The organism is Pseudoxanthomonas sp. (genome assembly GCF_051953815.1).
In the GTDB taxonomy this organism is placed as follows: domain Bacteria; phylum Pseudomonadota; class Gammaproteobacteria; order Xanthomonadales; family Xanthomonadaceae; genus Pseudoxanthomonas_A.
This window is the reverse complement of record NZ_JBQCIJ010000018.1, coordinates 1-15,026: the sequence shown is the minus strand read 5'-3', so window position 1 is coordinate 15,026 and position 15,026 is coordinate 1. Positions and strand designations below refer to the sequence as shown.

Sequence of the window (15,026 nt, the reverse complement as noted above, 5' to 3'; positions counted from 1 at the left end):
CTCATTCCTTCTTCGCCGCCGGCGCCAGCATCGCCGCGGGCTTGCGGTCGATGACGGTGCGGTTGGCCGGGGTCAGGTAGGTGGCGGCGGCGCGCTTGACGTCGTCGGACGTGACGCCCTGGATCCAGCCGGGAATCTGGTTGGCGACATTCGCGTCGCCCCACAGGGTCTGCAGCTTGGCCAGGGTATCGGCGCGGTTGAGGAACATTTCCAGGCCGTTGTACCAGTCGGCCAGCAACTGGGTCTTGACCCGCGCCAGGGTGGCGTCGTCGGCGCCTTCGCGCGCGATGCGGGCGATCTCCTCGTCGATGCCCTTGAGCACGGTGTCGGCATCGGTGGTGGGCTTGTACAGCGCGAACACGGTGAACAGCGTGGGGCCGTCGTATTCCCACTCGCTGGTCAGGCCGTACAGCGATTCCACGTTGAGCGCCAGCTCACGGCCCTTAACCAGGCCCTGGTACAGCCGCGAGGCGTCGCCATTGGCGAGCAGCGCGCCCAGCACCGCCATCGGCGCCTGGTCGCGGCTGCCGCGATCGGGCATCTTCCAGGCCGCCGCGATGGCCGGCACCTGCGCCAGCGCATCACTCTGCTGCACGCGCTTTTCCTTCGTGTTCAGACCTTCCCTGTAATCCGGCGCGGCCGGCGTGGCGCGCGCGGGGATGCCGCCGAAGTATTTCTGCGCCAGCGCGAAGCCCTGCTCCGGGGTGACGTCGCCGGCGATCGCCAGCACGGCGTTGTTGGGGCCGTAGTAATCGCGATGGAAGGCTTTGACATCCTCCAGGCTGGCGTTCTCCAGATCCTCGAAGCTGCCGTAGCCGTCGTGGTTGTTCTCCCACTTCTGGAACGCCTGCTGGCCGATGTCGATCCACATGAAGCCGCCGTACGGCTGGTTCTTCACGTTGACCCGGATTTCCTCCTTCACCACGTCCTGCTGGTTCTTCAGCGTCTCGGCGTTGAAATCCAGGGTCTTCATGCGATCCGCTTCCAGCCACAGGATCGCGTCCAGCGAGGACACCGGCGCGGTCTCGATGTAGTTGGTGAAATCGGCGCGGGTGGAACCGTTGTTGTTGCCGCCGCCGCCGGTGATGACGCTGTCGAACACGCCCTTCTTCGCATTCGGCGTGCCCTGGAACATCAGGTGCTCGAACAGGTGGGCGAAGCCGGTACGGTTGCGCGGCTCCAGCCGCATGCCGACGTGGTACACCACGCTCACGCCGACCACCGGCGAGCTGTGGTCCTCGGAAATGACGACGGTCAGGCCGTTGTCGAGTTTCTTGACGGTGACCGGAACGGTCCAGCGGTCGGTGTCGGCGGCCATCGCCGGCAACGCCAGCAGCAGGCCCGCCAGGAAGCCGGCGGCGGTGCGGATGCGCATCGGGAATCTCCCCATTAGAGTCCTGGCAGCCTACGCCGCCCGGTCCCGCCCGCCCCGGCCCGGAAGTCATGGCCGCGGGCCGGCCCGCGCTGGCCTCAGCGGCGGACGAGGTAGTGCATGCCCACCGAGGCCGGTCCGACGTCGGCGAAACCGTATTGCGCGTAGAGGTGTTTCGCCTCGCCGTCGGCGATCAGCGAGACATGGGCGGTGTCGAGCGTGTTCGCCTTCAGCCAGGCGTCCAGCGCGGCCATGATGCGCTTGCCCAGGCCGCAGCCCTGGTGCTCCGGTTCGACCGCGATGTCCACCACCACGAAGCACAGGCCGCCGTCGCCGATGATCCGGCCCATGCCGATGGCGCGGCCTTCATGCAGGATGCTGACGCCGTACAGGGTGTTGGGCAGGCCGCGTTCGGCGGCGGACTGCGCTTTCGGCGACAGGCCGGCCACCGCGCGCAGCCGGCGGAAGTCGTCGATGCCGGGGAAACGCTCGATCAGCGTGTAGGGATCAGGCGGCGCGCTCATCGGAACCCGCGCCCTCCTCCAGTCCCAGGTTGGTCGGCGCGGCCTCGTAGGTCGCGCGATCCAGCAGGCCGGTTTCCTTGGCCACCAGCACCGGCACCACCATCTGTCCGGTCACGTTGGTCATGGTCCGCATCATGTCGAGCACGCGATCGATCGCATACAGATAGCCGATGGTCTCCAGCGGCAGGCCGGCGGCGGTCAGCACCACCGTGGCCATCACCACCGCCGTGCCCGGCACGCCGGCGGTGCCGAAGCTGCCCAGCACCGAGGCGATCAGCACGACGAAATACTGGTCGGCGCTCAGCGGATGCCCGGTGTACTGCGAAATGAACACCGCGCACAGCGCCGGATAGATCGCGCCGCAGCCGTCCATCTTGATGCTCGCGCCCAGCGGCACCGCGAACGAGGCGTAGTTCTTGTCCACGCCCAGGTTGTGGGTGACCGCGCGGATCGCCGCCGGCATCGAGGCGAAGCTGGACGAACTGACGAACGCCACCTGCATCGCCGAGGCGGCGCCGCGGAAGAATTTCCACGGATTCAGGCCATGGCCGAGCAGCAGCAGGCTGTAGGTCACCACGATGTGCAGCGCGCAGGCCAGGTACAGCGCGCCGACGAAACTGGCCAGCGGCAGCAGCTTGCCGAAGCCATAGGCGCCGACCAGCGAGGCGATCAGGCCGAAGGTGCCCAGCGGGGTCACTTCCAGCACGAAGCGGGTCACCTGGATCATGATCTCGCTGCTCTCGCCGGCGAGCTTGCGGGCGGCCGCGACGCGATCGCCCAGCTTCACCATCGCGAAGCCCAGCAGCGCGGCGAAGAAGATCACCGGCAGGATCGAACCCTTGCCCGCCGCCAGCACGGTTTCACCGGCGGCATTCTTGGTCGTGCCGATGCCGGTCAACGCATGGAACGGGTTGGAGGGCACCACGTCCAGCAACACCTTGATCGGGCTGGGCACGTCCTTGGGCACGTAATTGGGATCCACCTGCAGCGTGGTCACGCCGACGCCGGGCTGGACGATCACGCCAACCGCCAGGCCCACGCCCACCGCCAGCGCGGCGGTGACGATGAACCACAGGAAGGTCCGTCCGCCCAGCGCCGCGACCGATTGCTGGCCATGCAGGCTGGATACCGCGTTGATCACCGCGAAGAACACCAGCGGCACCGCGATCATCTTGATCAGGGTGACGTACAAGGTGCCGAGCGGACCGAACCAGGTATCCGCCGCCGGCCCCATCAGCCAGCCGGCGAGCGCGCCGAGCACGAAGCCACCGACCACCCGTTGCCAGAACGGGATCTTCAACCACGCGGAGACCAGCTTCATCGGCAGCCCTGAAAACACGGAAGCCGGAACGATAGCCCAGGCCCGCGCCATACGCGACGGCATGGCTGGAAAGCCAATGTGTCATGAACAGGACACTGTGCCGGGGTCATAATGCCGCGTTGCCTTGTCTGGAGTCCCTGATGCGCCGTACCGCCGTCCTGCCCGCCCTGGGCGTGTCCCTCGCCACCCTGCTCGCCGGCTGCGCCACGGCGCCCGCGTCCTCCTCCTCCACTTCTCCGGCCGTCGCCACCGTCGATGTGCCCGTGGTCGCCCATCCCGGCGGCGAAACCCCGGCCTGGTGGTACCGCAACGGCGCTTCCCGCGCCGCCGCCAACGGCGCCATGAACGGACGCGCGAAGAACGTCATCCTGTTCCTCGGCGACGGCATGAGCCTGACCACGGTCGCCGCCGCGCGCATCCTGGACGGCCAGCGCAAGGGCGGTTCGGGCGAGGAGAACCTGCTGAGCTGGGAACGCTTTCCGCACACCGCCTTCAGCAAGACCTACAACACCGATTCGCAGACGCCGGATTCGGCCGGCACCATGACCGCCATCACCACCGGCGTGAAGACCCACATGGGCGCCATCGGCGTCACCGCCGGTCGTCGCGACGATTGCGCCGACAGCCTGGGCAAGGCCGCGCTGACCTGGCTGGAACTGGCCGACAGCGCCGGCATGGCGACCGGCATCGTCACCACCGCGCGCCTGACCCACGCGACCCCGGCGGCGACCTACGCGCACGTGCCGGACCGCAACTGGGAGAACGACACCGATCTGCCGAAGGCGGCGGTGGAACAGGGCTGCCGCGACATCGCCCAGCAATTGCTGACCTCGTCCCGCTTCGGTCGTGGCCCGACCGTGGCCCTGGGCGGCGGCCGCGCCGAATTCACCAGCACCGAGCAGCGCGATCCCGAATACGACGACAAGGTCGGCGAGCGCCTGGACGGCCGCGATCTGCCGTCGGAATGGCTGAAGGCCAATCCGGGCGGCCAGTACGTCTGGAACCGCAGGCAACTGGAAGCCGCCAAGGACGCGCCGCGACTGCTCGGCCTGTTCGAGCCGGATCACATGCAGTTCGATCACGATCGCTCGCGCGGCGACACCGGCGAACCCTCGCTGGCGGAACTGACCCGCACCGCCATCCACACCCTGTCGCGCGGCCAGGACGGTTACGTCCTGATGGTGGAAGGCGCGCGCATCGATCACGCCAACCACTACGGCAACGCCTTCCGCGCGCTCGATGAAACCATCGCCATGTCCGAGGCCGTGCAGGCGGCGCTGGAGGCGACCTCGCGCGAGGACACCCTGATCCTGGTCACCGCCGATCACTCGCACACGCTGAACTTCGTCGGATACCCGGTGCGCGGCAATCCAATCCTGGGCAAGGTCCGCGGCCAGGGCGGCGAGGACGACGTCCCCGGCGATCTGGCCCGCGACCAGACCGGCCTGCCGTTCACCACGCTCAGCTACGCCAACGGCCCCGGCTACACCGGCGAGAGCAACCAGCAGAAGGCCGGTCCCAAGCGTTTCATCCATGCGCCCAGCAACGTCGAGAGCAGCGAGGGACGCCCGGACCTGACCGCCGTGGACACCGAACATCCGGACTACCTGCAGGAATCGCTGGTGCCGCTGAAATCCGAATCGCACGGCGGCGAGGATGTCGGCATCTGGGCGATCGGCCCGGGCAGCGACGCGGTGCGCGGCACCGTCGAGCAGAACACCATCTACCACTTCATCGTGCAGGCCACGCCGAAGCTGCGCCAGCGCCTGTGCGCGGCCAACACCTGCAACGCCGACGGCGTGCCGGTGGAACTGCCGAAGCCGGCGGAATTCGAAAGGAAGCCGTGAACAAGAACGCCCGGGCATCCACCCGGGCGTTTTTCCTTGTGGGAGCGGGGTCGGTCGCGAGCCGCGGTGCCTAGGGTGGGCTGATCGAAAAGCTCGCGACTGACGTCGCTCCCACAAGTCCCTCTGTCGCCATAGTGCGGAAGTCCATGGCCCGGGATCGCTCCCGTCCGGATGGAATCAGAACGGCTTGGCCAGCACCAGCCAGACGATGCCGATCAGCACGATCACCGGCGCTTCGTTGAACAGCCGCAGGGTGAACGAGGACGGCAATGCGCGTCCCTTCTCCACGCCCTTGAGCCAGCGGCCGGCGATGATGAAATGCGCCAGCACCAGCACCACCAGGGTCAGCTTGGCGTGCAGCCAGCCGCCGGTGACGCCGAAGTACAGCCACAGCACCAGGCCGAGGATCATCGCCAGTCCGAACATGTTGTGGCCGAAGCGGTAGAGCTTGCGCCCCATCAGCAGCAGCCGCGCCTGCACGTCCGGCTGCCCCGTCGTCTCGGTCAGATTGACCAGGATGCGCGGCAGGTAGAACACCGTCGCCATCCACGCGATCACGAACACGAGATGGAAGGTCTTGACCCAGAAGTAGAGGCTGGCTTTGTCCACGCGGGACTCCGGTGCGGGCGATGGGTGCGCGGATTCTCCGCCATCCCGCCGACGCCTGTCCAACCGCGCCCGCGTCGTCCGCCCCTTTTCCTTCGCCGCGCAAACCGCGATCCTTGCGGCCTCGAATGACGCGACCTGCCCGGATGAAACAGTACGACGCCCGTTATTTCCAGCGCTGGTACCGCGATGGCGACATCGGCGGCCCGCAACGCCTCGCGCGCAAGGTGGCGCTGGCGGTGACCACCGCCGAGTACTACCTGGAGCGGCCGATCCGCACCGTGCTGGACATCGGCTGCGGCGAAGGCGCCTGGCGCGCGCCGCTGCTGAAACTGCGTCCGCGCCTGCGCTACTTGGGTTTCGACAGCAGCGAATACGCGGTTGCGCGCTATGGCCGCAGCCGCAACCTGCACCTGGCCGCGTTCGCCGATTTCGAATACCTGCGCCCGTGCCCGCCGGTGGATCTGCTGGTGTGCGCCGACGTCATGCACTACCTGCCCATCCGCGAGCTGCGCCGGGGCCTGCCGGGGCTGGCGGAACTGTGCGGCGGCGTGGCCTTCCTGGAGACGTTCGCCCGCGAGGACGAATACGAAGGCGACCATGACGGTTTCCAGTCCCGGCCGGGGCGCTGGTACCGCCGCCAGTTCGAGGCCGCCGGGCTGCGCGCGGTGGGTTCGCATTGCTGGTTGGCGCCGGCCCTGGCGGGCGAGACCGCCGCGCTGGAGCGCCCGGACGCTGGCTGAACAGGCCGATTCCGGGTAATGCCGGTTTGCGTTATGCTGCGCCGCAGCAGACTGCACCAAATCCGGGATTCCCGTTGCCCATGACTCTCCTGTACCAGTGGCATGAACTTGGCCGTGCCTGGATGGCGCCGCTCGCCTACATGGCCGAAGCCAACGCGCGGATCTTCTCCGCGCCCGGCAGCTGGCTGTCCAACCTGCCCGGCGCCGAGCGCATCGCCGCCGGCAACGAACTGATCTATCGCATCGGCAAGGACTACGAGAAGCCGGCCTGGGACATCCACGAAGTGGAGGTCGAGGGCCGCACCGTGCCGGTGGTGGAACAGGAAATCATCAAGAAGCCGTTCTGCCGGTTGCTGCGCTTCAAGCGCTACACCGACGACGCCGACAGCATCAAGTCGCTGAAGGACGATCCGGTGGTGCTGGTGGTGGCGCCGCTGTCCGGCCATCACGCCACCCTGCTGCGCGACACCGTGCGCACCCTGCTGCGCGATCACAAGGTCTACGTGACCGACTGGGTCGACGCGCGCATGGTGCCCACGTCCGAGGGCGCCTTCAGCCTGGACGATTACGTCGCCTACGTGGAAGAGTTCATCCGCCACATCGGCGCGGACAACCTCAACGTCATCAGCGTCTGCCAGCCGACCGTGCCGGTGCTGGCGGCGGTGTCGCTGATGGCCGCGCGCGGCGAAGCCACCCCGCGTTCGCTGGTGATGATGGGCGGGCCGATCGACGCGCGCCGCAGCCCGACCGAGGTCAACAGCCTCGCCACCCGCAATCCGCTGTCGTGGTTCGAGAACAACGTCATCCACAGCGTGCCGATGCCCTATCCCGGCCAGGGCCGTTCGGTGTATCCGGGCTTCCTCCAGCACGCCGGCTTCATCGCGATGAATCCCAGCCGCCACTTCATGTCGCACTGGGATTTCTACGCCAACCTGGTCAAGGGCGATCTGCAGGACGCCGAATCGCACCGCCGCTTCTACGACGAATACAACGCCGTGCTGGACATGCCGGCCGAGTACTACCTGGACACCATCCGGGTCGTGTTCCAGGAATTCCTGCTGCCGCGCGGCAAGTGGAAGGTCAACGGCGAGCTGGTCAATCCGGCCGCGATCAGGAAGACCGCGCTGCTCAGCATCGAAGGCGAACTGGACGATATCTCTGGACTGGGCCAGACCGCCGCCGCGCATGACCTGTGCACCGGCATCCCCAAGGCCAGGCACGCGCACATCACCGTGGAAGGCGCCGGCCACTACGGCATCTTCAGCGGCCGCCGCTGGCGCGACAAGGTCTATCCGCAGGTCCGCGATTTCATTGCCCGCTACGCCAGCCAGGGCTGACAACGCGCGTCCACCGCATCGTCGCATCACCGGGGCCGCAGTCGCGGCCCCGTGTGTTTCTGCGGCTCAGAACGACTGCCGGAACACCACCTCCCAACTGCGCGGATCCCCCAGATAGACCATGTTGCCGCCCAGCGCGTGGATCACATGCGTGCGATCGGCCAGGTTGCGGCCGCGCAGGGTGATCCGGGTGCGATCATTCCACTGCCAGCTGACGTGCGCGCCCCACAGCGCATAGCCCGCGGTCGACAGCGCGTTGGCGGCATCGGCGTAGCGCGCGGACACGCCGCGCAGATCCACGCCCGCGGACCAGCGTTCGTCCACCTGGTAGTCCAGCCACAGGTTGCCGACCCGGGCGGGCGTGTTGGTCGGCCGGTTGCCGGCGCGCGAGACCGGCACGCCGCCCACGTTTTCGTAGAAGTCATCCAGCCGCGCGTCCACCCAGGCCAGATTGCCCTGGAGCCACAGGCGTTCCCATGGCCGCCAGCCGAACGTCGCTTCCACCCCGCGCGCGGATTGCCGTCCCACCGGCAGCGTCTGCCCCGGACGATCGGGATCGGCGATCGCAAGGTGGTTGCGGACGATGCGATAGGCCGCCACGGTGGCGAAGTGCTGCCCGTCGCGCGACTGGAACTTCGCTCCCAGTTCGCCCTGCCGGCCGGTGGCGAGATCGAAATCGCGCAGGGTCGCGAAGTTGGCCGTGCTGAGGATGCCGGCCGGCGGATCCGCCGCGGTGCTGTACTGCGCATACACGCTGGCCTGTGGCGTGGGCGCCCAGTTCAGCGCCATGCGTCCGGTGACGGGGGTATAGCGGCGTTCGAAGCGCGCCGGATTGGAGGCGCTGGCGCCGCGGTGATTGACCACGTCTAGGCGGATGCGATCGTGGCGCAGGCCGGTCAGCAGCGACAGCGAGGGGGTCAGCCGGGTCAGGTTCTCCACGAACACCGCCTGCGTGTGCAGCCGGTTGGTGCGGTCGGGGACATACGCGATCGCCGTGCCCGGCACGTCCAGGAAATGCCCGGGCGTCACCGCGTCCAGCGCCACCGTGTCGATCGTGCCTGGCAGCGACAGCGGGAACCGGGTCTGGCGGTTGTAGCTGATGTCCACGCCCAGGTTCCATTGCGACGGCAACCGGCCGATGACGCCGTCATGCGCCCATTCCAGGCGGTTGCCGTAGACCTGCTGATCGTGCCGCTGCAACAACGCCCCGGAGCGCACCACCGCGTCGTTGCCGGCGGTCAGGCGGTAGCTCTCGACGTTGCGGTAATCGCGCAGCGCGTCGTAGTGATAGACGGTGTTGCGCACGACATCGTCCGCGCCCGGGGTCCATTCCAGCAGCGAACGCGCCCACAGCACGTCCTGTCCGTAGTAACCGTCGGCGACGTTGTAGTTGCGTCCCACCGTCCGCGGCAACACCGCCAGCCGGCCGCGGGCCGGTTGCCGCACCGGCGTTCCCCAGTACGGGCGATCGTTGTCTTCGCGCTGATGCTCCAGCGCGAAGGTATGGCGCAGCGTCGGCGATAGCTGCGCCAGCCAGGAAGCCGCCGCCGTGGTCGCCTGCCGTCGCTGCGCATCCACCGCGCTGTCGCCGTCACGGGTGCTGAGGTCCAGGCGCAGCGCGTGGCGCGCCTCCTCGCCGCCCACGCGCAGGTTCATCCCCATCGCGAGGGTGCGGTCGCGGAACGATCCCAGGCTGGCCTGCCAGGCGGCGTCATCGTCGTCCAATCGCGCCAGCCGGGTGACGTAATTGATCGCGCCCCCGACCGCGCCCGCGCCGTAGAGGAAACTCGATGGACCGCCAATGGCCTCGACGCGCTCGTACTGCCACGCGTCGACCGGACGCGCGGCGATCGAGGCGTACTGCACATCGATGCCGTTGAACAACTGGGTGATCTGGCTGCCGGAGAAGCCGCGATAGGTCACCGCGTTGCCGTTGCCGGGCGGCGAGGCCACGGTCAGGCCGGGAATGCCGGACAGTGCTTCCTGGGTGGTGCGCGCGCCACGCGCCTCCAGCAATCGCCGGTCGATCACGGTGACAGAAGCCGGCGTCTCCATGACGCTCAGGTTGAGTCGGGTGCCGGTGCCGGCGGTCTGATCCAATGGCGCGTGCCGGCCGTGCACGCGTACCGCGTCGAGCGTAGTGGCGCGCACGCCGTCATCGGGGCCGGGCGTATCGGAGCCCGTTGCGTCGCGGCCCGTCGCATCGGAACCCATTACAGCGGGCTCGGATGCGTGGAGGATGGAAGGAAACGACAGGATCGTGGCCACGGCCACGGACAGGCAGGACGCGCGCAGCGCCCCACGGGGGGACATCGACATGAAAACTCCAAAGTGCGAAGCACCGCGATGGCGGTGACGAAGAGAAGGCGGAACGTGTGGCTCAGCCCAGTGCGGGCGGTCCCCGGCATCCCGCTCCTCCCAGGCACCGTCCCCCCGCTGTCCACGCATCCCGGATCCCGGGACACGCGTCGCACGTGATTTGCCGCGCCGGCATCGGCGGCATGGATGAAAGCGCCAGCGACGCGGCAAGGTGACAGTAGGGACAATCGTCCCCGGCCGGCATCCCCGTCGGCGCGCGTTTGCCGCTGGTTCCGCTGGCGATGGCCGCCTGTACCCAGCTCAGGCCCTTCGGCGTGCACATCGCGCTCCAGCCCGCCGAAGCCGGCGCGTCCGCGCGCGACAGCGCCCGGCTGATCGTGGGCGCGATGATCAACAGCAACGCGGCCACGCAGGCCAGGCCTGCCATGCGGCGCATGAAGATGGCGGATCGAAGCGGCATGCGGGGATTGGCGTCCGGACCCGGCGTCCGGGATCAGCGCACCGACGCGCCTCGCAGGATCGAATGTCCGTCGGCGACGTCGGTCCACACCAGCCATGCCGCCTGCCCCGCCCAGCGCACGCGCGGCAGGCCGCTGGCGCGACCGCGCGCGGCGATCGGAGCGACGATCACGCGCTCGGGATCGCGCCAGTGCAGGTCATAGCGACCCAGCACGATCCGTTGCGGTGCATCCTCGGCGGTTTCCAGCCAGGCGGCCAGCAGGCGATCCCGCGCCAGCGCCAGGCTCAGCCGCCCCAGCACCTGCGGACCGCGCGCGAGCGTCACCGGTTCGCCGAAGTGATCGCCGGCGTCGTCGGAACGGGCGGCGCGCAGCTCCGGCAGGCCATCGGCCTCGGTGTACCACGCGGCCCAGACCTGCACGCCGCGCGCGACCACCACCGGACCGTTCACCGGGCAACCGGCGATGCGCCAGCCATCGGCGTGCACGTCGCGTGGCGAGGTCCATGCCTTGCCGTCGAAGCGGACGATGCGGGTGTCGCGGATCTCGCCGGCGTCGCGACCGCGGTAGACGACCACCACGCCGCGATCGGTCATCGCCGAAGCGGTGGTGCAGCAGTCGCAGGTGGAGGCGTCCAGCGGCCATTCGGCCTGCTGCGTGGCCTGCGATCCATACAGCGCCGCGCGCAGCATCATCGGCGCCCCGCCGCCATGGTGATCGTCCTCGTGCGCCGGACCGGCCGCCATCGCCGCCGCTTTCTGGCGGCTGTCCAGCCAGGCCAATCCCAGCTGGTCCGGGCCCTGCGCCCAGAAGGTGACGAAACCATGATCGCCGCGCGTCCCCGCCGGGTGCACCAGGGTTGGCGTCGACCAGCTGCGGCCGCCATCGCCGGATCGCACCAGATCGATGCCGTAGTCCATCCGCGCGGGCCCGGTGCCGCGCAGCCAGTGCGCCCACAGGGAGCCGTCCGGCAGCGCGTACACATGCGGCGTGTCGGCCCAGTTGAGGAACCACTTGCGCCCTTCCGCCACGGTCAGCGCGGGTTGCCAGCGGGCGTCCGCCGTGGGCGACATCGACGACAGCCGCAGTCGATGCGTGTCCTCGGCGCCGGGCTCGACCCAGCTCAGCAGCAGGTTGCCTTCCGGCGAGGTGGCCAGGTCCGGCTGTCCCGCCCCGGCTGGCGCGGGCAGTGCCCAGGGCGTGACCACCGCGGCGGATCGCGCCGGGATGCGCGCCTGGCGCGAATCCTCACCGGAAGAGGAAGGCGCCGGCGTACACGCGGCCAGCGCGGTGCCCAGCGCAGCGACGCGCAGCAGCAACGCCACGGAAGAACGCGGCGCGCGCGCCGGAAGACGGAACAGGGACATGGAAAACTCCAAAGCACAAGCGCGCAGCGGCAATGCCGCGGAAAGGTCTTGTCGTTTCAGAGCGCGAGAGGAGGTCCGCGACTGCCGATGCCGCGCCGGTTCACCACGATGCGCAGGCGCGGCACCCGCCACGGGAGGGGCTCACGCCGCGCGGCGAGCCAGGGAAACCACAGGGGCAGGGCCAGCAACGCCAGGGGCAGCGATGCCAGCAACACGCAGTAGGCGCAGTCCATGCCGCCGGCCAGCGACGGCGACGCGGGCGCGGGGTCGTCCGCGGACGACGGGACCTTCACCCACTTCAGGCCGGCCACCGTGCACAGCGCGCTCCAGCCGGACGATCCGCCCGCATCGCTCGCCAGCCACCGGCTGATCGCCGGCGCGAGCGCCATCAACAGCATGGCGATGAGCGCCAGCCGTGCGAGGGGCTGCTGGAAGGAGCGACGTCGGATCACGGGCGGATTCTAGTCACGCCATCGCGCCGGTGGCATCCACCGCGCCGGGTCCGCATGCATCCGCCGCATAAGTCGTTGATGGAAAAAGGTGCGACGGAATGTCGCAGCCGCCGGCGGAAGGGCCCCGGCACGGGGAAACGCCCGGCCGCGCGGCCGGGCGTGCGCCGCATGCGCGCTCAACTCGCGTCGCGGCATCCCTGGGTGAACACCTTGCGGGTGGTGGTCACGCCCCAGCGCCCATCGGCGGCGCCACATCCGGCCGTCCATCCACCGACCAGCACGCCTTCCTCGTCGTAGTAGTGCCAGGTGCCCTGCCAGCTGGCGTATGCATTGAAGGAGGCCAATGCGAGCAATGCCAGAGAGGCGGCGACGGCGAGAATGCGGTTACGAGCCATGGAAACATCTCCTTGTCTGTCCTGCGGCGGAATGCCGCGCCGCTCACCGTAGGCGCTTCCCTGCGCCCGGTCTGTTAACCAGCGCGCAGGTCGGCGCCGTCATCGATTCAGGCTTGTGCAACCTGGATGAAGGCGCGCGACCCGCGCCGGAGCATGTTCCGCTCACACCACCGGCGTACGCACCAGCAGCTGCTTGGCCAGCCAGCCATGCACCTTGCCGACGCCCCGCGCCAGATGCAGCGTGGCGAACAGCAGCAGCACGCCGGACACGCAGACGAAGGGCAGCAGCCAGGGCGCGTCGTAGGCCAGGTTCCAGTCGTCGAACCAGATGCCGGCATGCGGCAGCAGCAGCGCCAGCGGCGCGGCGGCCAGGCCCAGCGACAGGCTCAGCAACGTCACCGCCACGCTGAAGTACAGCACGCCCAGCGGCTGCATCAGCAGGAAGTAGAGCATCGCCGTCCAGGTGCCGCCATCGGTGAACATCTCCTTGATCCGGGTCAGCCAGGGCTTGTCGCGCTGCGTGTACAGCGGCCGGCGCGGCATGCGCTCGCCCAGCAGCACCTCGACGATGCGTCCTTCGACCAGCGAGAGCACCCGCACCGAAGCCAGGAACAGCATCAGCAGCGGGATGCCGATGATCAGGATCAGCAGGCCGACCGACAGGCTCGCGCCGGTGACCACCCAGGTGAAGTAGAAGACGCCGGTGGCCAGCGACAGCAGCATGTAGAACAGCGCGCCGTAGGTGCGCGGATCCGCCGCCACGCCGAAGAAGCGTCCGATCATCGAGCGTCGCTTGGGCGGCGCCGGCGGCTTGAGCGCGCGGTTCACCGTCACTTCGGTCTCGCGGTAGATGTCGGCGACCTCTTCCGGCGCGCCGTAGCTGCCGGCCACCGAGGCGATCACTTCGGCCTCGCTCTTGCCGGTCTGTTCGGCCAGTTCCGAGCGCAGGTATTCCTCGGCGTCGTAGAGCGCGTCCTGGATCAGCGCCGGATCCGCGCCGGCCAGCGCGGCCCGCAACTGCTCCAGGTATTCGGGAATGGAGGTGGGAAGACGCGGCGTGGTGGTGGTGTTCATGCGGTTATCCCCGACAGGACGGAATCGACGGAATCACGGGTGGCGCGCCAGGCGGCCGCCCAGGTCTGCAGGGTCTCCCGCCCTGCCTCGGTGATGCGGTAGTAACGGCGCGGTGGGCCGGCGATCGAGGGCTCGACGAAACTGTCGAGCAAGGCGGCTCCCTCCAGGTTGCGCAGCACCGGGTACAGGGCGCTCTGCTTGCCGCTGAGCACGCCGTCGCCGATGCGTTCGAGCTGCTTGGCGATCAGGTAGCCATACATCGGTTCGCTGGCCTGGGCCAGCACGGCCAGCAGGGCGAGCGATACCGTACCGGCGCTCAGCTCCTTCTGGAATTTCTTCAGGTAGGCATCGGCTTCGACCATGACGCTCTCCGGGTGACTAGCGTGGAGACGATGCTATTGCGAAGTTGACTATAGCGAATGTGCTGTTAGTCATTGGCCCGGATGGCGGCCCCTTTCCAGCGCCTCCCGCGTCCTGGCGCGGGGATGGCTAGCGCCGGCGCCGCCACTGGCGGCCGCAGTCCCGGCAGACGCGGGCGCGCTGGTGCGCCCCCAGCGACCGCTCCGGCCCCAGCAATCCGCCGCAGTGGCAGATCAGGCCGGCGGCCTGGCGGAATCGCCACAGCCGCACCGTCACCCAGCCCCCCAGTACCACCGCCAGCGCGAACAGGGCATACGGCGCCCATGCCAGCGTGGCGGCGGCGCCGATCGGCCACGATCCGGCCTGCGCCTGCGGCGCGATCAGCGAGGCCGCGAAAGCGATTCCCAATGCCAGCGCGGTCGGCAGATAGGCCCTCGCCACGCTCCAGTCCCAGCCCCGCATCCCCGTTCTCCCGCGATCACCGGCCGCCGATTCTCCGGACGGCGGTCGCGCGGGCTGAGACGGGCGCGGTTCGCCTCCGCTTGCCGGGTCAGTAGTCGTAACGCAGCACGATGCCGAGCGTGCGGGGACGCTGGCGATTGCCCAGGCCGTAGGTCGTGCGCGCGTTGAGCGCGCCGTCGTCGTCGGTGAGGTTCTCGCCATACAGGTAGCCGGACCAGCCGTTGGGCGACTCCAGGCCGATGCGCGCGTTGGCCGAGGTCACCGCATCGCCCGGCGTGCCGGCGGTCAGCGCCGTCTCGCGGCGCGCGTCATGGACCACGCCGGCCCGGGCGATGCCCTTGAGGCTGTCGCCGACGGGCCAGTGATAGGCGGCCGAGGCGCTGAAGCTG

Annotated in this window: 15 protein-coding genes and 1 pseudogene; 3 read left to right on the top strand and 13 right to left on the bottom strand. The window is 69.0% G+C overall.

Features of this window, described 5'->3' with window-relative positions; all coding sequences use genetic code 11:
* Nucleotide 1 precedes the first annotated feature (1 nt).
* The 3 genes from ACTHN1_RS04770 to ACTHN1_RS04760 all read right to left on the bottom strand — a co-directional run bounded on the left by ACTHN1_RS04770 (nt 2) and on the right by ACTHN1_RS04760 (nt 3,217).
* Nucleotides 2–1,375 carry a M16 family metallopeptidase gene (locus ACTHN1_RS04770; protein WP_440469812.1) on the bottom strand — a complete coding sequence of 458 codons (1,374 nt, stop codon included), beginning with the start codon at nt 1,373–1,375 and terminating at the stop codon, nt 2–4.
* A gap of 95 nt (nt 1,376–1,470) precedes the next feature.
* A complete protein-coding gene (locus ACTHN1_RS04765; protein ID WP_440469811.1) occupies nt 1,471–1,896 on the bottom strand; it encodes a GNAT family N-acetyltransferase in 426 nt (141 codons plus the stop codon).
* Entirely contained in the window at nt 1,880–3,217 is a 1,338-nt protein-coding gene (locus ACTHN1_RS04760; RefSeq protein WP_440469810.1) for a dicarboxylate/amino acid:cation symporter, read from the bottom strand. The genes ACTHN1_RS04765 and ACTHN1_RS04760 overlap by 17 nt, the downstream gene beginning before the upstream one ends.
* A 140-nt stretch (nt 3,218–3,357) precedes the next feature.
* Between ACTHN1_RS04760 and ACTHN1_RS04755 the strand changes: the two genes are divergently transcribed.
* Entirely contained in the window at nt 3,358–5,064 is a 1,707-nt protein-coding gene (locus ACTHN1_RS04755; protein ID WP_440469809.1) for an alkaline phosphatase, read from the top strand.
* A 177-nt stretch (nt 5,065–5,241) separates the two neighbouring features.
* On the opposite strand, the gene ACTHN1_RS04750 is transcribed toward ACTHN1_RS04755, so the two are convergent.
* The gene (locus tag ACTHN1_RS04750; RefSeq protein ID WP_440469808.1) at nt 5,242–5,673 is read right to left on the bottom strand and encodes a CopD family protein; all 432 of its coding nucleotides are present in this window, start codon (nt 5,671–5,673) and stop codon (nt 5,242–5,244) included.
* A 143-nt stretch (nt 5,674–5,816) separates the two neighbouring features.
* Here ACTHN1_RS04750 and ACTHN1_RS04745 point away from each other — a divergent pair, with 143 nt between their 5' ends.
* Both ACTHN1_RS04745 and ACTHN1_RS04740 read left to right on the top strand, forming a co-directional pair.
* Entirely contained in the window at nt 5,817–6,413 is a 597-nt protein-coding gene (locus tag ACTHN1_RS04745) for a class I SAM-dependent DNA methyltransferase (RefSeq protein WP_440469807.1), read from the top strand.
* A gap of 80 nt (nt 6,414–6,493) precedes the next feature.
* Nucleotides 6,494–7,735: pseudogene (locus ACTHN1_RS04740) on the top strand (polyhydroxyalkanoate depolymerase); the annotation flags it as partial.
* Nucleotides 7,736–7,816: 81 nt separating this feature from the next.
* On the opposite strand, the gene ACTHN1_RS04735 reads toward ACTHN1_RS04740, so the two are convergent.
* The 9 genes from ACTHN1_RS04735 to ACTHN1_RS04695 all read right to left on the bottom strand — a co-directional run.
* Nucleotides 7,817–10,069, bottom strand: a complete 2,253-nt coding sequence (locus ACTHN1_RS04735; protein ID WP_440469806.1) for a TonB-dependent receptor — start codon at nt 10,067–10,069, stop codon at nt 7,817–7,819.
* Nucleotides 10,070–10,130: 61 nt separating this feature from the next.
* Nucleotides 10,131–10,496, bottom strand: coding sequence for a DUF2946 family protein (locus tag ACTHN1_RS04730; protein ID WP_440469805.1), 366 nt, complete (start codon nt 10,494–10,496; stop codon nt 10,131–10,133).
* A gap of 66 nt (nt 10,497–10,562) precedes the next feature.
* Nucleotides 10,563–11,894 carry a hypothetical protein gene (locus ACTHN1_RS04725; RefSeq protein WP_440469804.1) on the bottom strand — a complete coding sequence of 444 codons (1,332 nt, stop codon included), beginning with the start codon at nt 11,892–11,894 and terminating at the stop codon, nt 10,563–10,565.
* A gap of 56 nt (nt 11,895–11,950) precedes the next feature.
* On the bottom strand, nt 11,951–12,346 hold the full coding sequence (locus ACTHN1_RS04720; RefSeq protein WP_440469803.1) for a DUF2946 domain-containing protein: 396 nt from the start codon (nt 12,344–12,346) through the stop codon (nt 11,951–11,953).
* A 176-nt stretch (nt 12,347–12,522) separates the two neighbouring features.
* Nucleotides 12,523–12,741, bottom strand: a complete 219-nt coding sequence (locus ACTHN1_RS04715; protein WP_440469802.1) for a DUF6289 family protein — start codon at nt 12,739–12,741, stop codon at nt 12,523–12,525.
* 162 nt (nt 12,742–12,903) lie between these two features.
* Nucleotides 12,904–13,815: a sensor domain-containing protein gene (locus ACTHN1_RS04710; RefSeq protein ID WP_440469801.1), complete on the bottom strand. Its 912-nt coding sequence runs from the start codon at nt 13,813–13,815 to the stop codon at nt 12,904–12,906.
* Complete coding sequence (locus ACTHN1_RS04705; RefSeq protein WP_440469800.1) at nt 13,812–14,177, bottom strand: PadR family transcriptional regulator; 366 nt, start codon at nt 14,175–14,177, stop codon at nt 13,812–13,814. Before ACTHN1_RS04705 ends, ACTHN1_RS04710 begins: the two co-directional genes overlap by 4 nt.
* Nucleotides 14,178–14,304: 127 nt before the next feature.
* Nucleotides 14,305–14,637 carry a hypothetical protein gene (locus ACTHN1_RS04700; protein ID WP_440469799.1) on the bottom strand — a complete coding sequence of 111 codons (333 nt, stop codon included), beginning with the start codon at nt 14,635–14,637 and terminating at the stop codon, nt 14,305–14,307.
* An 88-nt stretch (nt 14,638–14,725) separates the two neighbouring features.
* Nucleotides 14,726–15,026: hypothetical protein (locus ACTHN1_RS04695; RefSeq protein ID WP_440469798.1), on the bottom strand; the 301-nt coding region annotated here is incomplete at its 5' end.